The sequence below is a fragment of the Planctomycetota bacterium genome (genome assembly GCA_016235865.1).
Taxonomy (GTDB): domain Bacteria; phylum Planctomycetota; class MHYJ01; order JACQXL01; family JACQXL01; genus JACRIK01.
Genome location: JACRIK010000003.1, coordinates 530,193 through 555,712, shown reverse-complemented (window position 1 = coordinate 555,712; position 25,520 = coordinate 530,193). Strand labels below are relative to the sequence as shown.

General features: G+C 49.6%; 27 protein-coding genes. 9 read left to right on the top strand and 18 right to left on the bottom strand.

Annotated features, from left to right (window positions below; genetic code table 11):
- The first annotated feature begins 49 nt into the window (after window positions 1–49).
- Entirely contained in the window at window positions 50–484 is a 435-nt protein-coding gene (locus HZA49_03910; GenBank protein ID MBI5778586.1) for a hypothetical protein, read from the top strand.
- Here HZA49_03910 and HZA49_03905 read toward each other — a convergent pair.
- The 16 genes from HZA49_03905 to HZA49_03830 all read right to left on the bottom strand — a co-directional run bounded on the left by HZA49_03905 (window position 476) and on the right by HZA49_03830 (window position 14,948).
- The gene (locus HZA49_03905) at window positions 476–2,455 is read right to left on the bottom strand and encodes a 4Fe-4S dicluster domain-containing protein (GenBank protein ID MBI5778585.1); all 1,980 of its coding nucleotides are present in this window, start codon (window positions 2,453–2,455) and stop codon (window positions 476–478) included. The genes HZA49_03910 and HZA49_03905 overlap by 9 nt on opposite strands.
- A 28-nt stretch (window positions 2,456–2,483) precedes the next feature.
- The gene (locus tag HZA49_03900) at window positions 2,484–3,008 is read right to left on the bottom strand and encodes a hypothetical protein (GenBank protein ID MBI5778584.1); all 525 of its coding nucleotides are present in this window, start codon (window positions 3,006–3,008) and stop codon (window positions 2,484–2,486) included.
- Window positions 3,009–3,010: 2 nt separating this feature from the next.
- Window positions 3,011–4,471 carry a pilus assembly protein PilM gene (gene pilM / locus HZA49_03895; GenBank protein ID MBI5778583.1) on the bottom strand — a complete coding sequence of 487 codons (1,461 nt, stop codon included), beginning with the start codon at window positions 4,469–4,471 and terminating at the stop codon, window positions 3,011–3,013.
- A 45-nt stretch (window positions 4,472–4,516) separates the two neighbouring features.
- Window positions 4,517–5,569 (bottom strand): general secretion pathway protein GspK, encoded by a 1,053-nt coding sequence (locus HZA49_03890; protein MBI5778582.1) that lies wholly within the window; start codon window positions 5,567–5,569, stop codon window positions 4,517–4,519.
- Window positions 5,570–5,576: 7 nt separating this feature from the next.
- The gene (locus tag HZA49_03885) at window positions 5,577–6,263 is read right to left on the bottom strand and encodes a prepilin-type N-terminal cleavage/methylation domain-containing protein (protein ID MBI5778581.1); all 687 of its coding nucleotides are present in this window, start codon (window positions 6,261–6,263) and stop codon (window positions 5,577–5,579) included.
- Between the two features lie 29 nt (window positions 6,264–6,292).
- Window positions 6,293–6,709, bottom strand: a complete 417-nt coding sequence (locus HZA49_03880) for a prepilin-type N-terminal cleavage/methylation domain-containing protein (protein ID MBI5778580.1) — start codon at window positions 6,707–6,709, stop codon at window positions 6,293–6,295.
- A complete protein-coding gene (gspG, locus tag HZA49_03875) occupies window positions 6,678–7,103 on the bottom strand; it encodes a type II secretion system major pseudopilin GspG (GenBank protein MBI5778579.1) in 426 nt (141 codons plus the stop codon). Before gspG ends, HZA49_03880 begins: the two co-directional genes overlap by 32 nt.
- A 46-nt stretch (window positions 7,104–7,149) precedes the next feature.
- Window positions 7,150–7,626, bottom strand: coding sequence for a nucleoside-diphosphate kinase (gene ndk, locus HZA49_03870; GenBank protein MBI5778578.1), 477 nt, complete (start codon window positions 7,624–7,626; stop codon window positions 7,150–7,152).
- An 82-nt stretch (window positions 7,627–7,708) separates the two neighbouring features.
- The gene (locus HZA49_03865) at window positions 7,709–8,509 is read right to left on the bottom strand and encodes a hypothetical protein (protein MBI5778577.1); all 801 of its coding nucleotides are present in this window, start codon (window positions 8,507–8,509) and stop codon (window positions 7,709–7,711) included.
- Between the two features lie 10 nt (window positions 8,510–8,519).
- A complete protein-coding gene (locus HZA49_03860; protein MBI5778576.1) occupies window positions 8,520–9,224 on the bottom strand; it encodes a hypothetical protein in 705 nt (234 codons plus the stop codon).
- 90 nt (window positions 9,225–9,314) lie between these two features.
- Window positions 9,315–10,151, bottom strand: coding sequence for an MBL fold metallo-hydrolase (locus tag HZA49_03855; GenBank protein MBI5778575.1), 837 nt, complete (start codon window positions 10,149–10,151; stop codon window positions 9,315–9,317).
- 27 nt (window positions 10,152–10,178) lie between these two features.
- Window positions 10,179–10,634, bottom strand: a complete 456-nt coding sequence (locus HZA49_03850; protein MBI5778574.1) for a dTDP-4-dehydrorhamnose 3,5-epimerase family protein — start codon at window positions 10,632–10,634, stop codon at window positions 10,179–10,181.
- A gap of 22 nt (window positions 10,635–10,656) precedes the next feature.
- Window positions 10,657–11,622, bottom strand: a complete 966-nt coding sequence (locus HZA49_03845) for a GDP-mannose 4,6-dehydratase (protein MBI5778573.1) — start codon at window positions 11,620–11,622, stop codon at window positions 10,657–10,659.
- A complete protein-coding gene (trxA, locus tag HZA49_03840) occupies window positions 11,619–11,942 on the bottom strand; it encodes a thioredoxin (protein ID MBI5778572.1) in 324 nt (107 codons plus the stop codon). Before trxA ends, HZA49_03845 begins: the two co-directional genes overlap by 4 nt.
- A gap of 3 nt (window positions 11,943–11,945) precedes the next feature.
- Complete coding sequence (locus HZA49_03835; protein ID MBI5778571.1) at window positions 11,946–13,793, bottom strand: hypothetical protein; 1,848 nt, start codon at window positions 13,791–13,793, stop codon at window positions 11,946–11,948.
- A gap of 18 nt (window positions 13,794–13,811) precedes the next feature.
- Complete coding sequence (locus HZA49_03830; GenBank protein MBI5778570.1) at window positions 13,812–14,948, bottom strand: trypsin-like peptidase domain-containing protein; 1,137 nt, start codon at window positions 14,946–14,948, stop codon at window positions 13,812–13,814.
- A 273-nt stretch (window positions 14,949–15,221) separates the two neighbouring features.
- Here HZA49_03830 and gcvH point away from each other — a divergent pair, with 273 nt between their 5' ends.
- The 3 genes from gcvH to gcvPB all read left to right on the top strand — a co-directional run bounded on the left by gcvH (window position 15,222) and on the right by gcvPB (window position 18,560).
- Window positions 15,222–15,608 (top strand): glycine cleavage system protein GcvH, encoded by a 387-nt coding sequence (gene gcvH / locus HZA49_03825; GenBank protein ID MBI5778569.1) that lies wholly within the window; start codon window positions 15,222–15,224, stop codon window positions 15,606–15,608.
- A 37-nt stretch (window positions 15,609–15,645) separates the two neighbouring features.
- Window positions 15,646–16,977, top strand: coding sequence for an aminomethyl-transferring glycine dehydrogenase subunit GcvPA (gcvPA, locus tag HZA49_03820; protein ID MBI5778568.1), 1,332 nt, complete (start codon window positions 15,646–15,648; stop codon window positions 16,975–16,977).
- 77 nt (window positions 16,978–17,054) lie between these two features.
- The gene (gene gcvPB, locus HZA49_03815; GenBank protein ID MBI5778567.1) at window positions 17,055–18,560 is read left to right on the top strand and encodes an aminomethyl-transferring glycine dehydrogenase subunit GcvPB; all 1,506 of its coding nucleotides are present in this window, start codon (window positions 17,055–17,057) and stop codon (window positions 18,558–18,560) included.
- 460 nt (window positions 18,561–19,020) lie between these two features.
- On the opposite strand, the gene arsM is transcribed toward gcvPB, so the two are convergent.
- Both arsM and HZA49_03805 read right to left on the bottom strand, forming a co-directional pair.
- Complete coding sequence (gene arsM / locus HZA49_03810; protein MBI5778566.1) at window positions 19,021–19,947, bottom strand: arsenite methyltransferase; 927 nt, start codon at window positions 19,945–19,947, stop codon at window positions 19,021–19,023.
- A gap of 5 nt (window positions 19,948–19,952) precedes the next feature.
- Window positions 19,953–20,630, bottom strand: a complete 678-nt coding sequence (locus HZA49_03805; protein ID MBI5778565.1) for a HEAT repeat domain-containing protein — start codon at window positions 20,628–20,630, stop codon at window positions 19,953–19,955.
- Between the two features lie 183 nt (window positions 20,631–20,813).
- On the opposite strand from HZA49_03805, the gene HZA49_03800 reads away from it, so the two are divergent.
- The 5 genes from HZA49_03800 (at window position 20,814) to HZA49_03780 (ending at window position 25,378) form a co-directional block, all read left to right on the top strand.
- Window positions 20,814–22,187, top strand: a complete 1,374-nt coding sequence (locus HZA49_03800) for an FAD-dependent oxidoreductase (protein ID MBI5778564.1) — start codon at window positions 20,814–20,816, stop codon at window positions 22,185–22,187.
- A gap of 51 nt (window positions 22,188–22,238) precedes the next feature.
- Window positions 22,239–22,598 (top strand): four helix bundle protein, encoded by a 360-nt coding sequence (locus HZA49_03795; protein ID MBI5778563.1) that lies wholly within the window; start codon window positions 22,239–22,241, stop codon window positions 22,596–22,598.
- Window positions 22,599–22,644: 46 nt separating this feature from the next.
- Window positions 22,645–23,967: a S41 family peptidase gene (locus HZA49_03790; protein MBI5778562.1), complete on the top strand. Its 1,323-nt coding sequence runs from the start codon at window positions 22,645–22,647 to the stop codon at window positions 23,965–23,967.
- Between the two features lie 82 nt (window positions 23,968–24,049).
- On the top strand, window positions 24,050–25,144 hold the full coding sequence (gene tsaD, locus HZA49_03785; protein MBI5778561.1) for a tRNA (adenosine(37)-N6)-threonylcarbamoyltransferase complex transferase subunit TsaD: 1,095 nt from the start codon (window positions 24,050–24,052) through the stop codon (window positions 25,142–25,144).
- A gap of 60 nt (window positions 25,145–25,204) precedes the next feature.
- Window positions 25,205–25,378: a DUF2007 domain-containing protein gene (locus HZA49_03780; protein ID MBI5778560.1), complete on the top strand. Its 174-nt coding sequence runs from the start codon at window positions 25,205–25,207 to the stop codon at window positions 25,376–25,378.
- Window positions 25,379–25,520: the final 142 nt, after the last annotated feature.

Genomic DNA, 25,520 nt, shown 5'->3' with positions numbered 1-25,520 from the left:
TCGGAATAAACCTTGTATTTATCGGCGCCCTATAATAGTATCTATCCCGATGAAGAAGCCGACGGTCTTGTTATGGGCATTGCATTTCTTGCTGCTGGCTGCCGGGCTGGGGATTTTGATATGGTCGCTATCCCTGCCCTGGGCTTCCGGCCAGGGTTCTTTCGGGCTGATTAACCAAATTGCCTATGGGTATAGCGAGCCAAAACTCTACCTGCCGTTCGGGATTATCATCACCATCATTGTCTTGGCCTTTTTCGCCGGGTTTCTTTCGCTCTTTGCCACATCCAAATCTATTTTTGGGATTTTGATTCTTGCGGCCGGCATTATCGCGACCACCCTGGGGCTTTATATCTGGGGCCGGATAGAAACCAGCGACTTCTATATATTTCTCAAGCTGGCCGATGTCAAACCTGACCTGGGGATACTATTCATGATTTTAGGCGGTGGAATGCTCTTCCTGGACGGGCTGATTTATCTAAGATAACATTTCCACGATGTCTACTGCCTTGAGTTGGTCGGTCGCGCCTTTTTCCTTGATGCCGTCTCCGAGCATGGTCAGGCAATAGGGACAGGCCGTGACAATCGTGCCCTGCGTGACGGTATCAAATGCCTCCTGGATGCGAATCTGATTAATCCGATCGCCCCGCTTTTCCTCCATCCACATCCGACCGCCGCCGGCGCCGCAACAGAAACTCTTTTTCCGGTTACGGGGCATTTCCCTGAATTTAATCCCCGGCATTGATTTCAGAATCTGCCGGGGCGCATTATAAATGTCGTTATATCGGCCTAAATAACAGGAATCATGGTAGGTAACCGCCGAATTATTCGCCGGAGCAACCAGCTGTCCCCGCTGAATCAATTCCCAGATGAATTCGCTGTGGTGCGCGACGGAGAAGTCAACCCCGCGCTGGTGGTATTCATTCCTGAGGGTATTGTAGCAGTGCGGGCAATAAGTAAGAATCCGGGAGAATTTGTATTTCTTGAGGGTTCCGATATTTTCGTCAGCCAGTTGCTGGTAAAGATATTCGTTGCCGATGCGCCGGGCCGGATCGCCGCAACAGCGTTCGGCATTGCCCAGTATGGCGAAATCCACCTTTGCCTTCTGAAGCACCGTAACCAACGTCCGGGCTACCTTGGTATTGCGATCGTCCGTGGCGCCGGCACAACCCACCCAAAGCAGGATATCGGTTTTGTCGCCTTCGTTCAGTATCCGCACACCTGACTCCTTGCACCAGTCGCTGCGCTTGTCCCAGCTGACCGGCCAGGGATTGCCGTTGGTTTCCATATTCCTGAACATGGTCTTGACCTCGGGCGGGAAATTGCTTTCAGCCAGGACTAAGTGGCGCCTGAATTCCACGACCTTGGGCGGATGCTCGATAAAAACCGGGCAATTGGACCGGCAGAATCCGCAGGTGGTGCAGTCCCAGATTTCGTCATATGATACGGTCTCAGGCGCCAGATTGGGCGGCGGGGCTGACCTGGACACTTTAATAAACAGGTGATTCTTGAGATTCTGAATCAGTTGCTTAGGTTTTAATGGTTTATTGCTCAGATTGGTCGGGCATCCGGTGTTGCAGCGCCCGCACCTGGTGCAGGCATCCAGGTCCAGCAGATGTTTCCAGGTGAAGTCGGTTATCTTGGTAATGCCGAATTCCTCAGAGTTTTCCAGGTCCAGATTTACCAGCGTGCCCTGGTGTTCCAGGTCGCGGCAGAATATATTGAACGGTGCGGTAAATATGTGCATCAGCTTTGACCAAGGAAGATATGCAATCAGGGTTACCAGAATGGTCGAGTGGGCGAACCAGCAGATGGGGTAATAGGCGCGGATGACAGGTTCGCCTATGCCGAGCATGATTAATAATTTCCCGGTCAGCAGGCCGAGCGGCGCGAAATAGCGGATGGCGGCTGATTGGGGTATCTCGGTAACAACCATCCGGCTGCCTTCCAAGAGGAAACCGGTAACTGCCAGCGTGCCCAGGAATAAAATAACCAGCAAATCATCCCATTGATTATCCAGTTCAGCCGGCTTGATGATATAGCGCCGGATAATGACGAATAAGAGTGCAATCAAAAGCGCTGCGCCGGCCAGATCCATTGTTAAAGAAAAGTATTTATAAAACGTTCCCTTAAGAATAATGATGCCGAGGTCGGACTGAACTAGGACGATAAGCGTGCCGATATAAAGGATTCCCAGGCCGTAGAAGATGCCGGTGTGGGTCAGCCCCTGGTAAAGCCGCTCCAGGATACGGCGCTGAAGCAGGGCGTAATAAACCAGATTGAACAGGCGTTTCGGCAGGGACGAGAAACGGTTGTCTTTCTTGCCTGTCCTGATAAGGCGAAAATGCTTAAAAACACCGTATAAAAAGACGGCCGTGGCAATAATAAACAAGCCGTAATGAACGGCTATCAAAATGCGGGGGATTTGCCAGTAGATTTCTCTTTCTTGCGGAGTCATATTCGGAAGACCGTCTTACTAGAGCCAATTATTGCACCACGGTTTTGGAGATTAAAATGGTTATTTTCAATGTCTCTGATTTTGCCGCCTTGGGCGAAAGGTCTATTCTTTCCACCCTGAGCAAGGAGTTTCCCATATTAAGGTTATACATAAAGTTAACCACTTTCTTCATTGTCCCCTCGGCGTTTATCTCTATGAAATACTTGCCGGAATCCTTATCCTTTGACTGCATCGGCTTAAGTTCGGGGTTGATTAATTCCGATTGTATTGCCAGCGTATTCACGATTTTGGGCAGTTCTAAATCAGGCCTTGATTCTTTTACCAGATATTTCCCGTAGATTTCGCCTGCCTTATTAATCTTATCCTTATAAGAAAGGATCATTTTGTTTTCGGACACTTCGTCCTTCAAAGACCGCATCTTATTGTCCAATTCGCTAATCCGGGCAATCATTCCGCTAAAGATAAAGCTGTCTACCAGGAATAAGATAATGATTACCGTCGCAATATAAAAGAACATCCGTTCTCGCTGCGCCAGTTTAGAAAAAAATCTCATAGTTATTCCAACTCCAGTTTCCCGCTTATTTCAAAATCCACCACATCTCTTCTTTGATTGTTGGCCCGATTTATTTCGGTACGTGGGGTGGTGGCCGGCGCCTTAACCTCCTTGAAATACCTTGATTTTTCCAGCCGATCCACCATCTGGTGAACATCTGCGGTAGCATTGGCCACCCCGCGTAGGACAACTTTGGTGGAATTCTGCTGTTCCCGGCCACTGATTTGCTGGTCGTCAATCTGCAGGCTGGTTAGGTAAATATCCGAGGTCATGCATTTATGAATTTCGTCCAGGGCGCCTAGGGCGAAATTCCGGCGCTGGAAATGATTTTTCACCTGATCAATGCGTTTTTTGGTATCCTTTAACTGACCCGCCTCTTTCTGGTATTTTTGGTTTTCCTCGCTGAGCATATTTACCATTTTATTTTTCATCCATATTTTCTGGGCGAAGATAGCCAGGAACAATATCAGAATAAAGAATAAAAGAGTGCCCAGCCAGATGATATCACGGCTTTTTTCAGCCACGGTCTCACGCACTCTTACTTCCTCGGGCGTTATATCGAGATGGGTCTTATTATATTTAGCCACGCCGGCTGCCAGGCTGATGACCGAAAGGTCTGAAGCCACGCCCTTAACATCCGGCGCGGTTGAAGCAAGCTTTAGCCCCTCAAGATTGTCTTCAACGTCAACGATAAGATTGCTCTGCTCCGGAATCGAGCGCAGGAATTCTGCGACTTTTGAGGTGGCGCCGCAGGCGACTATCCTTGAAAGCGATTCCAGTTGTTCGGTCTGGTAGGCCTCCAGGGAATGATTGATTTCCTCCTGTAATTGAGGTCCGTATTTATCGCGATCATATAATATTTGCTCCACCCCGACCGGAATATTGCGCAGGAAGATGGGTTTTTGCTCCTTAATCACCAGAAAATCCGTGTTATCGGCGTCTAAGTGGAGTATTCCCAGGGAATTAGAAGGAGAGCGGTCTTTATACCACAAAGCCATGGTTTCCAGGGATAAAACCATCTTTTTCAGTCTTAACCCGGAGCGTTCTATGATATCAAAATTACGTTTGATATTATCGCGATTGACGATCACCAGGAATATCCTGGTATAGCCACCCCTGAAGACGCCGATGGGGATATAATCGATGATAATTTCTTCGGGAGAATAAGGCGAATGATGCCCGGCCTGAAGTTTGATAATCTGCTTGATTTCCGCCGGATTGGTGGAAGGCAATTCAATATTTTTAGTGATAGTGTACCGCGCCGAGACGGGGTTAATTACATCAGAGGCTTTTATCCCCTTTTCCTGAATATAGTTTCGGATAAATTCGACGATGCCGTCGTCGTTTAGCGTTCTGATGTCGGTTGAAACCCAATTCAGTATCTCCTGCTTCTTGTTAAATTGGATGATTTTAAGATACTGCCCGCCTATTTCAATACCCAGCAAATCTTTAGAGCCAAACATTATTTATAATTATGGATTTTAGTTTACGAGTTATGCGCTATTTAATTATTCCCGCCAGTAGACTATCTTACCATTTCGGTTGATAATACAAGTAATTTTCTTACTATTCTTACGGTCGACCTCCCCGGTGTTTATATCGGCAAGATAGCCGTAAGAGATAATCTGAAAATAGGTTGATTTTACGCTTATGGCATTGGTGGTAATCAAGTTGTTTATCTGGTTGGTTTCCCCCTGGGTAATAGTCTGCTTTTTGTTCAGGGTGCTGATAATAGCAGCGGGTTGAGTAAAAACCTCGTCGTCTTCGGTGCCTTCGATTTCATCAGAACCGCTCCGGCAGCGAATGATTTTTTCCGCCAATGAAAGGTCTACGCCAAGGGCTTTCAAAACCGGAGATGAAGCCGTATTAATATTGACCTTGCCGTCGCCGTAAACGGTTACGAACTCCTTTACGGACTGAAAGGCCTCCGGTCGCACTCCTTTTATCAGCATCAATTCCTCGGGTATGTCAAACTTATTATTCTTGCAGGAATACGGCGAAGACAAACCCTGGTAATAACTGCTTTCAGCGCCGTTTTCCCTTCTGTTCTCGTCGGTATCGCGCCAATCAATAATGCTGTCGGCGATCTCCTTTGCCTGGACAGAGGAAAGAGCCGCCCTGTCCTGGAATAACGCCTGCAGAACCGTGACGCTGGCGGTATTGATATTTATCTTTCGCTCCTCGTCGACCATCCCGCAAACGGTACTGGTTAGCACTGATTCGCCTTCACTGGAAAGGGTTGTTAAGTAATTGGAGTATTCATAAGATACGGTCAGAAATCCGTTACCCACTTGTTTCTCATTAAATAACTCCGGATTATTGCTCCAGCCTTCATTTAGGGCGTCATAGGTGTTGGCTTCCTTGTCACGATTTAATTCGGCAACGCATTGAGCAATGCCGGCTCGGGCAATGAAATACTCTGCTGCCTGCCTGCGGTATTGCCGGGTAAAAAATACCTGGGCGGACGCAACCGCACTGATACTTACCGCCAGGATAGTCAGAATGATTATTATCCAGAGAACGATTATCAGGATGCTGCCGTTTCTTAATGATAAAAACATAATTCGATTATCTGTCTTCATTTCTCGGCGGTTTAATAACCGGAATAATTATCGTGCGCGTCAGGGCATCTTTCATGCTTTTGAGCTTTAACTCTATCTTTATTGCATAAGGAACACCGGAGTTGAGTGCGTTATTGGTGAAACTGAGCTCCGGTGTTTTGGTAACGGCATAGGAAAATGTCAGTATTTCTATGTCTTCCAGGATAACGCGGGACGATTCCTTCTTCATTCCGTCGGGATCAACCTTTAACTCCTCCAGGTCCGGATAAGCATACACCTCTTCCAAGCGCGACAGCTTCCCTTCGTTTTTGTCATACTCGTAGGTCATCTTGGTAATAAGCGGCAGAGGCGCTGGCGATTCTGCGGCAGATGAATCCGGCTCTATTACCGCATCCTCATTTACAGTAAGCCAATCGTATCTGTAAGCAATACGGGGAAATGCAATTTTCGCCTCCTCGCCGCTGAAACCAACCGGCTCAAATGAAAAGATATTTTTTAGGTCGCGGCTGATTCTTTCCATTGTTATAATTGCTTTATCCTGATTGGAGTTCTCCTGTCCCTTTTTCCATATCAGAATCCCCTGGTTATAAGTGTGGTATGCGGCCAGAGCAGCCAGGGCGGTCAATACGCTGGCAATCATCAGTTCTATCAGGGTAAATCCCGACCACCTGGTTTTTATCATATTTGATATCATATCCGCAATTATAATCCTATGGGGCGGGATTACTCTTTCTGGGGGTTCCAACAATACGTCGTTAAGGAAAGCCTTCCGCTTCTTTTACCCTGTTCCCAGGTGGTATCAATAACTATTTCTTTCAACTTGGGATACTCTTCAATGTCATTCTGAGTAAATTGCCAGGTGAATTTACGAATATCCTCGTTCAATTCTTCCGGGCTTAAGGAAATCGGAAATTCCTCGGCGTATTCCAGGGCATCCATAGAAATCATCGCGGTTTTGGCGTGGTTTTCCGACCTTAACTGGGCATCAAAACAGCTGATAAAAGCATCAAAGATGGCTATAATACAGATTGCCATGATGGAGATAGCCACCAAGACTTCAAGCAGGGTTATCCCGGCTGATAGCGAGGCGGTATTTTTGGCAGAAGATCTAGTTATCTTTCTTCCAATTTGGGATATCATCTGCAGTTCCATCTCTTTCGTCCGGTCCCCAAGACCAAAGGTCGTAATCAAGACCATTCTGCGAAGGACGGCGGTACTGATAAGGTTTCTGCCAGGGGTCTTTGGGCTCGTCCTTTAGATAAGGACCGCTCCAATCCCGGGGCATCGGTGAAGAGGTTGGTTTTTCCATCAGGGCTTTAAGTCCCTGCTCTGTGGTCGGGAATGCTCCGTTCTCCATTTCGTACCTATCCAATGCCATACTGATATTTCTGATTTCCATCTTTGCCGCGGCTCTTCGCGCCTTTTCGGTCTGGCCGGTAAACTTTGGAACGACAATGGCCGCCAATATGCCGATGATAATAACCACCATCATCAATTCAATCAGCGTAAAACCGCGGTTGTTTTTATTGTTCATAAAAAACCTCCTACGTTAAATTATTTGCTGTGCCTCTGGTAACCTTTTAGTTCTCTATCTCTTTTTCTTCAGCCGGATGATAAACCCATTTCCAGTTATCCAGCGTATAAGACAGGATTTCCGTATCCTTAAAAAAGATGGCAATTTCATTACCGGCGGCTTCCGGCGAATCAGAGGCGTGAATCAGATTGTAACTTATGCTGGCCCCAAAATCGCCGCGGATGGTGCCGGCCTCGGCATCAGGCCCGAAGGTAGCGCCCAGCAGTTTTCGGCAAATATTCACCGCACCGATGGCCTCTATCACCATCGTCACCACCGGCCCGGCCGTAATGAACTTAAGCAAACCCTGATAGAACTGCTTCTTTTTATGGACCGCGTAGAGCGTTTCGGCCTGTTTGGGCGAGACTTTAAGCATCTTTAAGGCCGCAATCTTCAACCCCTTACTTTCAAAGCGGTTGATAATCTCGCCGATTAATTTCCTCTGGACCCCGTCGGGTTTTATAATCACCAGTGTCTTTTCCATATATCTGTCCTATTCTATTTAACCCTCTTTGTTCATCTAAGTTGCCATCCCCTTGAACATACGTTCAAGGGGACAGCCAGAGTCAGGGTTTATTCTCTGTTCCCGTCACAGGTAACGGCGTTATTGTGCCGTAAGTTACATCAATTTTAGGAATAATCTTCTTAATCAGGGCATCCAGCGCAAAACGCAGTTGCTTGCCAGCTGCATTCTGGTCTATCCTGATTTTCTCTTTGGATGAAACGTGAGCTCCGCTTTCCAGCCAGACGCCCCAGTTATCCGCCCGCTCCTCCCGTTTAATCTCGCCCGAGCCGGCAAAGATAACCCGTCCGGTTTCCACCTCAATTACCCGTCCGTCTATAGCCAATGAAATCGCCATAACGGTGGTCTTCTTTTCAATGTCAAAAGCCGGAATCTTGCCGATGCGGGGCAATCCAAAACTCCCGCCGGTCTTGGAATGTTCTATCTCAAAATTGGTTATGGCTCCGGTAAATATCAAATCAACGCCCAAAATCTTGCCGGCCTTGGCTGCAGTTTCCGGGTCAACTATCCCGACCAATTTCTGCTCGGCTAAAAGCGCATCCAGCCGTTCCCGCTCCACCACGTCAAACCGCTCGGCATTCAGCAATAAGGTTATGCCGATATCCACGGCCTGGGAACCCAAGTCAGTCTTGGTATATTGCTGATTGGTTTTGTCTTTAAGGGGAATTATGGCTATCCGCTTCCTGACAAAATTAGCCGGCGGCGGCGGATAAATCCCGCACTTGCTGTCATCATCCTGATAAGTCGTCTTGCCTCCTGCGGTCGCGCAACCCATCAGTAAAGCAGCGAGTAAAAAGCAAACGGCGAAAAACGACAATCCGCCTCTTTTTATTTTGTATACCATATACTGCATACTATCTGCTGAATTTAGCGTCCACCTTTGGGATTATCTTGGACAGCATATTATCCAGCACTAGGCGCAATTGCTTGCCAGCCACTGACTGGTCAAGTTTGATATATCCATCCGGAGCGAAACTCAAGATAGCCGATTTGGATACGCTTTCCTGGCGCTTTACCTCACCGGAATCGGCAAAGAAAATCTGCCCGGTGGTCGTGTCAATAATCCGGCCATCCACGGCCATGTCAATATCAAGGGTTTTTTCTGACCCGCCGCCCACCAGCACAAAGGTGCCCGATTTGGCCTCTTTGACCTCCCAGTTAGTTACCGCCCCGGTAAATATCAGATCAACACCCAGAATCTTCCCCACCTGGGCAGCGGTTGCGGAATCTACAATCCCCTTGCCGGCTAATCCCTGTTCGGCCAAAACCGCATCCAAACGCTCGCGCTCAATTACCGAGAAACGTTCCGTATTAACCAGAAGCGTGGTCAGCTGGTCAACTGCCATGCTGCCAACATCGCCTTTAAGCGGGCTGTTCGTAGTCTTATCCTTAAAAGGCAGGACCGCGATGGTTTTCACCTTAATTGTCATCGGAGGCGGCGCATATGTTTTTACCGGCGTGTTATCAACCGTATAGGTTGAAGATACCCGGCTCATCCCGCAACCCGCCAAGGCAAGAACTATTCCTGCCACGGCTCCGACAAATAGCGTTTTTACCATAAAAACTCCCTTCAGCATGGCGCGTGTGAGCGCCTATTCTTGATATTAATACATTAGATTATACCCCGATTTGCCGGTATGTCAAGTATTTTATGCTAACGGTTCAACCGTTAATTTTCCCTCGATGTCCTTACGGATATAGCCACAATTTATCGCCGGGTCGTGCTCCCAGAAACAAATCCAGTCTTCTTTTATCGCCTGTTCCACCAAACGTCTTTTCTCTTCCAGCGTCTCCTCGGGATACAAATCATAACTCATTATATAGGGCAGATCAATATGCGCGGTGGTGGGAATCAAATCACTCCAGTAAACCGCCTTTTTATTGCCCGATTCAATAAAAACAATCTGGTGTCCGCGGGTATGCCCGCCGGTAACCCTGACGGAAATGCCGGACAGGAGTTTCTTATCGCCATCAATCAATTCCAGTAACCCCGCCTCTTTGATAGGAATAAGGTTTTCCTTTATATAGCTCGCCCTGGTGCGTTCAGTAGGGCTAACAGCCTTTTCCCACTCAGCTTTTTGGACAATGTATTTGGCTTTGGGAAAAGCCGGCATAATCTTATTGTTTTGGGAAATCGTATTGCCGCCGCAGTGGTCAAAATGCAGATGTGTCAGAATAACCATATCAATGTCTGCCGGCTGAACATTATGCTCAGCCAAAGAGGAAATAAGGGCCGGGGGATGCTGGATTTCGTAGATATCCTGATAACGCCGGTTATATTTATCGCCGATGCCGGTATTGACAAGGATATTTTTCCCGGCGGCCTTAATAAGCAGGCACCACAGCCCCATCTTGATACGGTTCTTGCCGTCCGGCAAAGCGCGTTTTTCCCAAAGCACGCGCGGCACCACGCCGAACATCGCCCCGCCGTCCAGCCGGAAATATCCATCACTGACCGGGTGAACATCGATGCTATTTATCTTCATAACGCGCTGCTTTATGCGAATTGCGGCTTAACCGTCTTTGCGCGCCCAGTTATACGGTATCTTTTTGGTATGCGCCGGAATCCGGTATTCATCGGGTTGCTTGCGGTTATACGCCTCGCTGGGGCAATTAAGCATTATCGCCTCGTATTCGCTGATGCATTTAAATCCGTGATAGACCTCAGGCGGAATCTGGAGCAGGACAGGATTATGCACCCCGATGAAAAACTCGCTGACTTCTCCCTTGGTCGGGGATTTCTTCCGGTCATCATAAAGCACCATCTTAACCATTCCGTGCAATACAGTAAAGGAATCGGTCTGTTTTTTATGGTAATGCCAGGCCTTAACTACGCCCGGATAGGCCGTGGTCACATAGACCTGCCCGAATTTCCTGAACATATCATCGTCGCATCTCAGGATTTCCATCACCCGGCCTCTTTCATCGGATATCGGGTTTAGCTTCTTTATTTTAACGCCATTTATCATCTTTTCAACCTCCTGTTAATGCCTATTTCTGCTCCCTGAAATACCGGATTATTTTATCCAATATCTGGTCAATGCTCTGGGTCGGCTTATAACCAATAAGGTTTCCTATCTTGGCGAGATTCGGCACGCGCCGGAGCATATCCTCAAACCCGCTCTCGTACGCCTCGTCGTAGGGAATATACTTTATCTGCGATAAACTTTTGGTCTTCTCTTTTATCCTGGAGGCCAGCGCCTCAATGGTAATCTCCTGGTCACTGCCGATATTAAAGACCTGGCCGATGGCCTTGGGGTGATTGACCAGTTTTATTAATGCGCCGACCACGTCGCTGACATCCGTAAAACAGCGTGATTGCTTGCCGGTTCCGTAAACCGTAAACGGCTCTTTAGCCAGCGCCTGCTGGACAAACCGGGGAATCACCATTCCATACCGGCCTGATTGTCTCGGCCCGACCGTATTAAACAGCCGGACTACGATAGTGGGCAGTTTCTTTTCCCGCCAGTAGGCCAGCGCCAGGAATTCATCTATGGCCTTGGAACAGGCGTAGCTCCAGCGCGATTTGACAGTCGGCCCCAAGAGCATATCGTCATCTTCGCTGAACGGAATCTTGTTATTCTTGCCATAAACCTCTGAGCTTGAGGCAATCAGAACTATCTTATTCTTCTTATTCGCCAGCTTGAGCACGCTTTCGGTCCCGGCGATATTGGTTTCAATGGTGTTCACCGGGCTTTCCACGATCAGCCGGACTCCCACGGCCGCGGCCATGTGGAACACGATATCGGAATTGTCTATCATTTCAGCCAGAAGCGGCTCATTAAAAATAGTATCAATGGTATAATGAAACTTGGGATTAGCTTTAAGGTGTTCTATATTATTGATGCTGCCGGTGGACAGGTTATCAATAATCCAGGCCTCATCGCCCTGCTTCAGGATAGCCTCGGCTAAATGCGAGCCGATGAATCCGGCCCCGCCCGTAATCAAATATTTCATATCACCTCGTCAATCATCTTTTTCAACTCATCGGGCGATTTCACCCCGATAACCTGGTTGGCCAGTTGCCCGCCCTTAAAAAACAGCAGGGTGGGAATGGCCGAAATATTGTAGGTGGTAGCTGTATCCGGGTTATCGTCGGTGTTCAACTTCACCACCTTCAGTTTTCCCTGGTATTGGGCCGCCAGTTTGGTTAAAATCGGGGTCAGCATTCGGCAGGGCCCGCACCAGGGCGCCCAAAAATCCACCAATACCGGGCTGCTCGATTTCAACACCTCATCCCCAAAGGTCTGGTCAGTTACTTCTTTTATATCGCTCATAAACTATTCTGTCACCTTTACTTTCAGTTCTTTAATGATAATATTATCTCCGCCTTCTAAATTAATTCCGATTCCACCCGTTCCCTCCTGGACATCGGTGGTTTTCGGCTCTGCCAGGCCGGTCCCGCTGATGGTCAATTTTTTACCCTTTAACTCTATGGTATATTTCTGCCATTCGTCCTTAAATTTCCGTGGGAAAGGGATTTGGATTCCCCCGAACAGGTTAATCGTTCCCAGTCCGGGGATGTTGTAAGCCTGGTACCCGCCCCGCAGGAACATTTTTAAAGAACCGCCCAAAACCTTGAACTCCAGGGTCATGGTAAAGTCCTTCCACCCCTCTTTTTCATTATCATTGCTGATAATGGTCACGGCTCCGCGATTGCTGGATGAACTGGTGTTCTTCAGCATTATTTTGTCGTCATCGACATAAATCTCCGATTTGGAATCACCCGACCTTTCCCACTTGGTAATATCATCATTGAGCACCTGCCACTCCTTGCGTTTTTTGGCCTTTTCCTGCTGATCTTCCATCTCGGCCTTGGCTTCCTCCTTGATTTTATCCGCCTCCTCCTGGTATTGCAGTCCGTTGGGCCGTCCCAGCAGGATATCGCATTCCCGGAGCATTGTTTTCCAGTCCTTTTGTTCCCTCAACTTATCTATTTTCGCCTTAAAATCCTCGTAGGCCTTCTTCTCAGCCGCTTCCTGCGCCTCTTTAGCTTTCCTTTCCTCCTCGGCTAATTTCTTTTTCTGTTTCGTAAAGTCGGTTAGCAGCCCTTTGAGTTTGCCGTCCACCGTCTTATTTTCCGATACCGCCGGATTACTCCGCGCCGCGCTGATATCCTTCAGTCTCTTTTCGACATCCTCTAATGTATCCACCGGTTTTTCCAGTTCTTTTATCTTATCGATTATTTCTACCAGCGCCTTGGCGTTTTGCTCCATGGCATCCAGTTTCTTTTCATAATCGGTGCCCTTAAGGGCTGCCCGGTGTTCTTTTATCTTGTCAATGACCTTCTGGGGATTGTCGGCAAAATCCTTTTCCGTTTCTACCACCTCTTTGTAATATTTGTTAAGTTTCGCTTCGTGTTCCTCCTTGGCCTTCTGTTTGGCCGCGTTTGACATACTGACTATTATCGCTATCACCACGATGAGAACGACCACCGCCGCTCCGGCAATAAGATATATTTTCTTTATCCCGCCCTTGCCGGATTTTGCCTTGCCGAACCGGCGCGAGGCTTCTTCCAGCCCTTCATCATTCATGTCTTCCGGGGATTCCCGGACCGGAACCGGCCTGAGGCGTGATGTTTGTGATGTCTTTACCGGTGGTTGGGGCGGTACTGTTTTCTGGATCTTCTGTGGCGCCGGTTTTGCCGCGGGTCCGACCCGGCCGGCCGGCTGAGGATTAATCGGCACCGTCTCATCCAGGTGTGCTGAAGAAACCGGCGCCGGCGTTCTGGGGATTGCTCCTTTTGGCGGCTGCGGAACCACAGGCCTGGCCGCCAACGGCTTTTGAGCCTGAACCGGCCCGGCCGGACGAGCCGGAACCGCTCCGGGTGCCGGTTGTTTTACCGGCATGGCCACTGTCGGCTGTGGCGCCGGCCGTTTTATCGGCGCCGGTCCGGCTACGGGTCTGGCCGGTGCCGCCGGCGCAGGACCGACCGGCCGGGGCGCGGCTGGCCGGGGTGGTATAATCTTGCTGCCTGGTCCGGCCGCCGGCCGGGCCGGAGCCGGTTGCGTCCCGGTCGAACACTTCTGGCAATAATAGATATTGTTTATCTTGGACGCCTTGCCGGCTGAAATCTCAGTGGCTGATATAAACGTCCCGCATCCCCCGCAAAATATGATATTTTCCATAATTAAACACCCCCCGCGTTATTCGTCCTCATCCTCCCCGGCTGGTTGTTTTTCATCCGGTTTCTTGTCGCCGCCAAGTTCCAAAAGCTTTACCGTAACCGTTTTCTCTTCTTTCTTATGGAGGTATTTTAATTTGACCTCTTGCTCCGGCTTTAACTTTTCTATTATCGCCCTAAAATCCTTGAGGTTATCCACTTTTTTACCATCAAACTCCACCATAATATCGCTTTCCTCAAAACCGACCGATGCGGCCGGAGAATTATCAGCCGCCCCCTGGATAAAAACCCCCTTGGGCTCTTTTAAACCCAGATCTTTTATTAAATCGTCCATGTTCGTGTTATATTCCATTGCCAGATAGTCATCAATATCTCGGCCTCTCAACCCTAAATAAGCCCTGATAACCTTGCCGTCTTTATTGGTCATAATTTTATCTTTAGTATCCAATGCCCGGTTGATAGGGATTGAATAGCCGTAACCCGCATAAAGTTTAATTGTATTAATGCCAACAACCTCTCCATTGGCGTTAAATAAAGGGCCGCCGCTGTTACCCGGGTTAATAATTGCATCAATCATTATATAAGAACCGACATATTCTATGGTTGAGAGCTGGGCTTTCCCAAGTTGTGTTTCCCTGCCTAAGGCGCAGACAATACCGGCCGTGACCGTATAATCCATAAACAGCGGCTGGCCGATGGCAATAATCCATTCACCGGGCATCACCTTATCTGAATTGCCTAAAGTAACCTGTTTAAGGTCTGCCGGCGGACTTTCTATTTGCACCACAGCTACATCATAAATCGGATCGCTGCCGATTAATTTTGCCTTAAGGGTACGCTTGTCATTTAATGTTATCACCAATGCTTTCGCGTTCGCTACAACGTGATGATTGGTAAGAAGTACTCCCTTTTTAGCATCAATAATAAAACCCGTTCCGCCGCCGCTTTTAACCTGCCCGCCAAAAATACCGCCCTCTTGCATATTCCAAACGTTAACGACTGCCGGGGTTACCTTCTGGGCAATCTGAATAAACGTATTTTTGGTTATCGGTTGGTCACCCCCGCTGGCCGGCGGCTTGGATGCCTGGGGATAGATATTACCGGACAGGAACAACATGGCCGCCAGGCATAGTCCGGCCATTAAAATGCTTTTTCTCATATGGTTATACCTCCGTAATTTAGATAATAAATCCAAATGATTGTGTCAACCCCGTTAGAAGTAGCGTCGTTTTAGCGCCGCGTATTATTAAAACCACACCCCCGTTGCTGTGTCAATTATTAATATACACTTTTCTGCAAAATATTAAACAAAATACTTCTAACGGGGTCAACCATATTTGTATTTTATCCGAATTTATTTGCCTTTTTTATACCGCGCTGATATAATCCGGCATAATTATTTTGTCTTATAGTCATAGAAAGAAGAGTGTGTATGGCAGAGTTATATTATTCGCAGACGCACGAATGGGCCAAGGTGGATGGCGCGACGGCTACGATCGGCATAACCGATTTCGCGGCCCAGCAGCTGAGCGACCTGATTTTCATCAACCTGCCCAAGCTTAAACAGGCGGTAAAACAAGCCGAGCCCATGGGCGAGGTGGAATCAGTCAAGACCGTGGTGGATATCAACAGCCCTTTGAGCGGAGAGGTTATTGAGGTCAACGAACCGGTCGTCTCCAACCTTAACCTGATCAGCACCGATTCCTTCAACGCCGGCTGGCTGGTTAAGATTAAATTATCCGATACCGGAGAACTCAAGAATCTCCTGACCAAAGAGGCATATCAGAAACTCTGTGAAACGGAATCCGCGAGCCACTAATCTCCAGATTCCCTGATAACCTGATACGCTGAATGCTATGCCTTATATTCCGCATACTGATACTAACATCCGGGAAATGCTGGCCGCGGCTAATGTGGCCAACCTGGACGACCTGTTTTCCAGCATCCCCAAGGAACTCCGCCTGGCCAAGCCCCTGGCGCTGCCGGCCCCGTTGAGCGAGATAGAAGCCACCAAGCTACTCTGTGAACTGGCCGACCAGAATACCAATGCAGCCCGGACCCCGTCTTTCCTGGGCGCGGGTTGTTACAACCATTTTGTCCCGGCTGTGGTGGACCATCTGGCCAGCCGGAGCGAATTCTATACGGCCTACACGCCCTACCAGCCCGAGACCAGCCAGGGCGCGCTGACCACTGCCTTTGAATACCAGACCATGATGTGCCAGCTGACCGGCATGGAGGTGTCCAACGCCTCGCTTTACGACGGCGCCACGGCCCTGGCCGAGGCCATCCTTATGGCGCTCCATATTACCAACAAAAAGAAGGTCATTATCTCCAAGACCATCCATCCGGAATACCGGGCTACAGTCCGGGCCTGGCTGGAGGACTTGGATATCAATATCATCGAACTGGATTTCACCAACGGCATGACTTCATTGGAAGCATTAGAGAAAAAACTGAATAACAACACGGCCTGCGTGGCGTATCAGTCGCCCAACTTCTTCGGCATCATCGAACCGGTGGACGAAATAGTCAAGCTGGTCCGTAAATATGAAGGCACCATGCTCATCAGCGTGGTCAACCCGATGGCTTTAGGCCTGCTAAAAACTCCGGGCGATTACGGCGTGGATATAGTTGTCGGCGACGCCCAACCATTGGGCAACCGGATGTCATTCGGCGGTCCGCATCTGGGTTTTATGGCCACCAAGATGGCCCATATCCGCAAGATGCCGGGCCGGATTGTCGGCGAGACCACGGATGCCAAGGGCCGGCGCGGGTTTGTCCTGACCCTGTCCACCCGGGAACAGCATATCCGCCGGGAAAAGGCCACCTCCAATATCTGTTCCAACCAGGCCCTCTGCGCCATCCGGACCGCCATCTACCTGTCCGCCGTGGGCAAGACCGGTCTGAAACAGGTGGCTGAACTCAATCTACAAAAGGCGCACTACGCGGCTGAAAAACTATCGGCCATTCCAGGATTTAAACTCACTTTTAGCGGCGCATTCTTTAATGAATTTGTTATCCGTTGTAAGAAACCTGAAGGAATTAATAAATATCTGCTTAAGAAAAATATTATCGGTGGTTTGGCTTTAGGTAGATTTTATCCAGAACTTAAGGACTCTATGCTCTTCTGTGTAACTGAAATGAACACGAAAGAAGAGATTGATAAATTAGCAGCAATGTTAGATTAGAAACCGCAGATTAACGCGGATAAATACTGAATACGAATCTTCTGTGTTTATCTGTGGAATCTGTGGAATCTGTGGTTATGAACGACAAACTGATATTTGAAGAATCCAGTCCGGGCCGAAGCGCCTGCGCCTTGCCGGCCTTAGACGTCCCGGCCCAGGATATAAATAAACTGTTGCCCCCGACGGTCTTGAGGCAAACTCCGGCCGACCTGCCTGAGGTGGACGAACTCACCCTGGTGCGCCATTATACTAATCTCTCGCGCAAGAACTTCGGCGTGGACAGCGGCTTCTATCCGCTCGGTTCCTGCACCATGAAATACAATCCCAAGGTCAACGAAACCCTGTGCGGCCTGACCGGCTTTGCCCAGCTCCATCCCTACCAGCCGGCCTCAACGGTCCAGGGCATCCTGCGGATAATGTATGAACTGGGCGAGTATCTCAAGGAAATTTCGGGATTAGACGGCGTGTCGCTCACCCCGGCGGCCGGGGCGCACGGCGAATTCACCGGCCTAAAAGTCATCCACCAGTATTTTAAGAAACATAACGATAAGCGCACCAAGGTCTTGATTCCGGACTCGGCGCACGGCACCAACCCGGCCTCCGGCGCCCTGTGCGGATTCCATGCCGTCGAGGTCAAGTCCGACCCGCACGGCAATGTGGACATCGCGGACCTGAAGGCCAAGATGAATAACGAAGTGGCGGCGCTGATGCTGACCATCCCCAATACCCTGGGCCTGTTTGACGAGCACATCGCTGAAATTTGCCAGATAGTCCACGATGGCGGCGGATTTATCTATATGGACGGCGCTAATTTCAACTCCATTATGGGCATCACCAAACCGTCTATGGTATGCGTTGACGTGTTGCACTTTAATCTGCACAAGACCTTTTCCACGCCGCACGGCTGCGGCGGCCCGGGTTCAGGCCCGATTGCGGTCACGGCCAAACTGACGCCTTATCTGCCTGTGCCGACCGTGTCCAGCCCCCGCTGGGGGCTGAACCAGCCCATCTCCGATGGGCTGGGTGCGATTGTTACCAAGGATGAGAACGGCTATTCATTAAATTATGACAGACCCGACTCCATCGGCCAAATCAAGGGATTCTTCGGTAACATCGCGGTCCTGATTCGGGCCTATGTCTATATCCGGATGATGGGCCCGGCCGGCCTGAAAAAGGCCAGCCAGATGGCCGTCCTGAACGCCAATTACGTCATGGCGCAACTCAAACAACACTACCATTTACAGTATGACCGGCACTGTATGCACGAATGTGTCCTGGACGCCACGATTCAGTTGAAGAAATTCGGGGTCAGGACACTGGACATCGCCAAGCGGCTGTTGGATTACGGATACCATCCGCCCACGATATATTTCCCGCTTATAGTCCACGAAGCGCTGATGATAGAACCCACCGAGACCGAAAGCAAAGAGACCTTAGACGAATTTATCTCGGTCATGATAGCTATCGCCAAAGAGGCCGAAACCACGCCCGATGTAGTCAAGACCGCCCCGACATCAACCCCGGTGGGCCGGCTGGACGAGGTCAAGGCGGCCAGGGAACTACGGGTAAGGTATACCAAATAGCCAAGTTTCTTATTACCCCTTTATTTACATTAACTTATCCCATTCTTCTCATAAATTATCCCCTGAAAACAGGGGGAGGGGGTATGGTGGGGGGTAGGACCCTTGGCGCTACGGGGGTACGTTATCGGCGCTACGGCGGTACGTCACCGGCCCTACGAGGGTGCATTCTGGGCGCTACAAAGGTATATTCCAAGCGTTACCGAGGTATATTCCAATCATTACGAAGGTATATTCCAGGCGCTACAAAGGTATGCTCCAGGCGCTACAGAGGTATGCTCCAGGCCTTACAAAGGTATGCTCCCGGCGCTACAGAGGTATGCTTCTGGCGCTACGGAGGTATGCTTCCGGCGCTACGGAGGCACGTCACCGGCACTCTCATCGGTGTATGCTCACCATACCTATAGGGGGGCAAAAAACCAAGTATTTGTTGAATTATTGGAAAAGGCGACGCATCTGTATCCTATTTCTTGGGTTTAATGGCCGCCACCTTGATGCTTTCAACCGAGTCGCCGATGCCGTCCAGTGATTTGCCGGATAGATTAATGGTTTGCGCCAGGGCCTGGGCTGTCGGGTCATTTAACATAAACTTGATGGGGAATTTGGCTTCGTCCAATATCCGGACGTCCTTAAATCCCGTCTGCTTGATGGTGCCGAGATACTGGCCCTTCATTATCGCGCCGCTTAAGCAACCGACATAGGCGCCGATGGATTCCTTCAAGTCATCCGGTAGTTGGTTGGTGGTGACCACGTCCGAGACCATCAGCCGGCCGCCCGGCTTCAAGACCCGGAACGCCTCCTTGAATACGGCCGGTTTGTCCGGCGAGAGGTTTATGACGCAGTTGGAGATGATGACATCGACCGAATTGTCCTGAACCGGGAGTTTTTCTATCTCGCCTAAGCGGAATTCGACTGTTGGGTATTTGCCTTTGGCATTATTGCGTGCCTTGGCAATCATCTCCGGGGTCATATCTATGCCGATGACCTTGCCGGATGGCCCGACCTTATTGGCGGCCAGGAAGCAGTCCAGTCCCGGACCCGAACCCAGGTCCAGCACGGTCTCGCCCGGTTTCAGGGACGCCAGGGCAATGGGGTTACCGCAACCCAGTCCGAGATTGGCCTCCTTGGGCACGGACGCCATTTCCTTATCCGAATAACCCATGGCCTTGCTCAGGGATTTGGGTCCAAGCAATACACTACCTTTCCCACCCCGCCTTAGCGGGGCGCTTGATGCCTTGGTATTACATCCACCCCTGTGCGAAGCACTGGTCGGGAGCACCGAAGGAGCGCACCGGGAGGCACTTGAAGTGGTAGGGCAGCAGGAAGTGTTAGTGGTAGCCACCTTGGCATAACCCTGTCGCACTATCTTTTTAATATCTGATTTCTTCATATCAATCACTTTCCTTCCTTGGCTTTTTCAATTTCACTATCCGGCACGCCGAGATATTCCAGAAGCCATTTTGCTAGAGAAGAGCGTTCTTTGTTCTCATCATTAAGTAATTTTTTTAGCTCCGGAATGGCTTCTTTACTACGGAACATCACGACTGCATCTATTACCGCAGTTAAGACAAACATGTCATCATCCTGTAATAATTTGACAATTTCCGGGATGGCTTCCCTGGCATTGAGTTCCATCAGGGTCTTAACTGCCGTCTCGCGAACATGATAATCATTGTCTTGTAATAACTTGGTTATCTCAGGGACGGCTTCTTTAACATCGAGTCTCCCTAACGCCCAAACAGCAAACCAGCGAATTTCGAATTCAGGATCCTGTAATAATATAGTAATTTTAGGGATTGCTTCTTTGGCTTTAAGGTTACCTAATGCACCAATAGCATCCACCCGAGTATTTAAATCATTACCATCTAATAATTTGATAATCTCAGGAATGGATGCTCTATCGTTATGCATGACAAGCGTTGAAAGAGCATCTTCACGTATCCAGTATTTTTTGTCATGAAGCTGCCGACGGGCAACGGCAATATGATGATATCGTTGACCAAATTCCATTATTCCGGCCATGGTAATCACGGCGCAGGCGATGCCGATGATGACGAGAATAGTGCGATTCATAAAGTTCTAATACCATATCAGGCCGGCAAAGTCAATACAATTTTCGACAACAGGATTAAGCAGGATTTATCTGATTGTTTAATCTGTTCAATCCGGTAAATCCCGTTGTTAAAGCTTTCTTATAGATTGGAATAAAGGAAATATTTATTGATTGTCGCCGCATTCCGAAGTATATGTTTATATATGCCAAAGAGAATCGTGATAATCGGTGGCGGGACATCCGGTGCCTCGGCCGCATTCTCAGCCCGCAAGCATGACCGAACGGCCGAAGTCACCATCATTGACCGGGAGTCACATTCCACCTATTCCAGATGCGGACTGCCCTTTGCCATCAAGGGCGTGATTAATCCGATAGAAAACCTGGTGGTGTTCGCGCCCAAGATATTTGCCAGCCAAAAGATAACCCAGAAACTGGCCACAGAGGTAACCGGGATAAATCATCAGACACGAGAGGTAACCTATAAAAGCATTACTACCGGCGAGGCCGGTAAGGTGAATTACGATGCCCTGATATTTGCCACGGGCTCCACGCCTTCCAAACCGCCCATTGGGGGCATAGATGGACCAAACGTACGGGTCCTGCGCACGATTGATGATGCCAAAAACATCATCTCATCGGCGAAATCTGTGCAATCTGTGGTCGTTATTGGCGCCAGTTTCATAGGTCTCGAAGTTGCCGAGGCATTAAAACATCTGGGTTTAGATGTGACGGTGATAGAACAGAGATACCTACTCTGGCGGATGCTGGACAAGGAAATCAGCCAGATGGCCAGACAGAAACTAACTGACCACGGCATTAAGTTAATAGAAGACAAGAGCATTTCTGATTTAAATGAATACAAGGATTCGCTGGTGATTATTTCCACCGGGGTCAGGCCGTCAGTAAAACTAGCCAAGGACATGGGCGTAACCATCGGCACCACCGGCGGCATCAAGGTGGACAAGACCCTCCGGACTAACCTGCCTGATGTTTATGCGGTGGGCGATTGCGCTGAGGCGGTTTCGGACCTGACCGGCCAGCCGATAGTTATAGGATTGGGCACGATTGCGGCCCGGCAGGGCGTAGTGGCCGGGGCCAACGCAGCCGGCAAGCCCTGTCCCGATGAACATCGGGACTGGTCGGGAGCACCTACTGGAGCGCACCGGGAACACGAAACCGGGCCGGCCATACTGAACGCCTCGGTTCTGAAGTTATTAGATATGGAAATTGGGAGTGTGGGGATGACGGAATTCGGAATGGCGAGTGCGGAATGCGGATTTAATCCAATTAGCGCGCTGATAAAATTCCCGTCCCTGCCTCATTATTATCCGGGCGGCACGGACGTTCACGTCAAACTCATCGCTGACAAGGCGACCAAACGGATTATCGGCGGCCAGGTCATGTGCTCATCCGGCGCGGCCCTGCGTGTGAACATGATATCATTGGCTATTCAGAACAAGATGACAATAGCCGATATCTTAAAGAGCGATTTCTGTTACTCGCCGCCGGTGACTGATGTCTGGGAACCGGTAATGATTGCGGCCCAGGGCGTAGCGGCCAAATTAAGTAGACCATAGGAAATGCGGAATGTGGAGTGGCGAGTGCGGAATGAAAAATAAGGAATAGATATGGCATACGAGGATTTAAAGATTAGAACTAAGAAATTTGCCCTTGATATAATGCAGCTGGCTGAAACACTGCCCAGGAATAAAACCGGGGATGTATTAGGGAGGCAGATTCTGAGGTCCGGCACCTCAGTAGGCGCTAATTATCGCGCGGCCTGCCGGGCCCGCTCCAGGGCCGATTTCATTTCTAAATTGGGTATCGTTGAAGAAGAGGTTGACGAAACGTTATATTGGTTAGAATTAATTTCGGATGCTAAACTGGGCGACTCAAACCAGATTAAACATCTGCAGAAAGAAGCGTCTGAAATTACCGCAATTGTCGTAACCTCTATCAAAACTGCGCGGAGGAACAAGAATAAATAATTCCGCAATCCGCATTCCGAATTCCCAATTTAAAGGAGAAGCCAGTATGATTCCAACTACACAGAATAGTCGCTATCAGAAGGGTATTAATGTTGTCTTTTTGATTGTTCTGCTGGCCATGACATTACTGGTTGGCAAGACCATCTTTGACGGCAAGAGTTTTTACCTCCGGGCCGCGCCAAACTCCAGCGTATCCCAGCCCAGCCAGAAAACCACCCAGGATATCGAGAACATCTATCAGCTCATCAAGGACAATTTCTTCAGGGAACCGAATAAGGATGAGGTGTTCGAAAACGCCCTCAAGGGCATGGTCAGCGGGCTGGACCCTTACAGCCAGTATATGGATGCGGATGAATACAACTCTTTTATTTCGGAAACCAAGGGCGAATACGGCGGCATCGGAGTGGAAATCTCGCTGGAAGACGGGATTATCACGGTGATAGCTCCATTCGAGGATACCCCGGCCTTCCGGGCTGGACTCCTGCCCGGGGATAAGATACTGGAAATCAACGGCGAGTCCACCGAAGGCCTAACCGTCTCGGACTGTTCCAAAAAGGTCCGGGGCAAGCCCGGCACGACCGTGACCCTGAAAATCTTCCACAAGGATGCCGAGGCGGCGGTGGATATCACGCTGGTGCGGGAAATAATCAACATGAAGAGCGTCAAGGATGTCCGGATGGTGGACCGCAAGGCGCGCATCGGTTATCTCCGGGTCACCGCCTTCCAGGAGGATACGGCTGATTTATTTGACGCGGCATTAAAGACGCTCCAGGACAAACAGATGAGGTCGCTGATTATTGACTTGCGCTTTAACGGCGGCGGGCTGATGGATGCCGCGCTCAAGATGGCCAACCGGTTCATTCCGTCCGGAATCCTGATTTCACTCAAGGGCAAGACCCTGAACGAGGAAATCAAGGCGGACTCGGGCGACCAGGCCATTACCGAAACCGCGATTGTGATTCTGGTCAACGGCAGTTCGGCCAGCGCCTCGGAGATTTTTGCCGGCGCATTACACGACCATCACCGGGCCACGCTGCTCGGCTCGCATACCTACGGCAAGGGCTCGGTCCAGTCCGTCTTTACCATCCGGGACGCCAAGAAGAACGTGACCGGCGCGGTGAAACTGACCACAGCCCGGTATTATACGCCGTCCGGCCGGTGCCTGGAGCGCGATAAAGGCGTTAAGGATTTCGGCATCGAGCCGGATATCCTGGTCGAGATGTCGTCCCGGGAAGAAGCCAAACTGCTCAAGACCAGACTGAATCCGGCCTCCAAGGCGGCTGATGACCCGGATGAAGACACGGATAATTTTGCCGATGTCCAGCTGGAGCGGGCCATTGAATTTCTGTCAAAAACGGATGCAAAATAGTCAAGGATTGTCAAATATCGTCAAGTATGGCGACATTACAATACTTGTCTATTCTTGACCATATATGACGTATTTATACTAGATGCGAAAGCAATCATTTATCTGCCTGGGCATAGAGACCTCATGCGACGAGACGGCCGTAAGCATCGTCCGGAATGGGAAAGAGGTTCTGACTGATGTGGTGCTATCCCAGATTGATATCCACAGCGCCTATGGCGGCGTGGTGCCGGAGATTGCCTGCCGGGCGCATATTGAGTCCATTCTGCCGATTCTAAAGAAGTCCTTGAAGGATGCCCGCATTGAGTTAAAGGATATCTCGGCCGTGGCAGTAACCAACCGGCCCGGTTTAATCGGGGCTTTATTGGTGGGCGTATCGGTTGCCAAGACATTGGCCTGGGTTCTGGATAAACCGCTGATTCCAGTCAATCATATCGAGGCGCATCTTTATGTGAATGAATTATCCCCCTCACCTTCTCCTCTCCCCCATGGGGAGAGGGTCGGGGTGAGGGGAAACAGTCGATTGGTATATCCTTACATTGGCCTGGTGGTTTCAGGCGGGCATACTTCTTTGTTTTATGTCAAGTCACCGACCAGTTATAAGGCGCTGGGCCGGACCCGGGACGATGCGGCCGGTGAATCGTTTGACAAGGTGGCCAAGATGCTGGGACTGGGATATCCGGGCGGGCCGCTTATAGAAAAGATTGGCCGCCAGGGCAATCCCAAGGCAATTAAATTCCCCAGAGGCATTGCATCAGAAGGGTCGCTGGATTTCAGTTTCAGCGGGATTAAGACCGCGGTGCTGTATTATTGCAAGGGCCAGAACGCCTCGGCTAAAACGCCTACCAAGAAGGGCTTGAATATCCCGGATATCTGCGCCTCATTCCAAGCGGCGGTGGTTGATACCCTGACCCAAAAAGCATTCCAGGCCGCACGGCTTAAGCGGGCCCAGACGATTGTCCTGGGCGGCGGCGTGGCCTGCAATGACCGGCTCCGTAATAGATTCCAGGAACTATCAATCCGGGAAGGCGTCAAGGTGTATTTGCCGGCCAAGAAGCTTTGCACGGATAATGCGGTCATGGTGGCATCAATGGCCTACGAGAAGTATCGGGCCTCACCCGAATGGCGCAGGATATCCGAGAAACAACTTAAACTTGACGCCTATTCCACGGCGCAGTAAAAACATATGTCGGAAAAATTGGTGACTGTAGCGGAATTCGGCTTTCCCATAGAAGCCCATATGGCTAGAATACGGCTTGAAGAAGAAGGAATAGAGTGTTTTATCCAAAATGAAAATATTGCTATATGGAAACACTTCACTGGTACCGTAGGTGGTTTCTCAATCGAATTACAGGTCCGGGAATCTGATGCAGATAAGGCACTTCAGATAATCAAAGAAATAAGAAAAGATTAGCCCCTTCGCTTCACTAAAACTCTAACCCCTCTGCTTCGCTGCGGGATAAGATACGCTATCACTGTGGTCGGTTCTAATCCCTCTGCTTGCGCTACGGGATAAGAGGCCGTAATTCATTTCATTCGTAACGGCTTCTAATCCC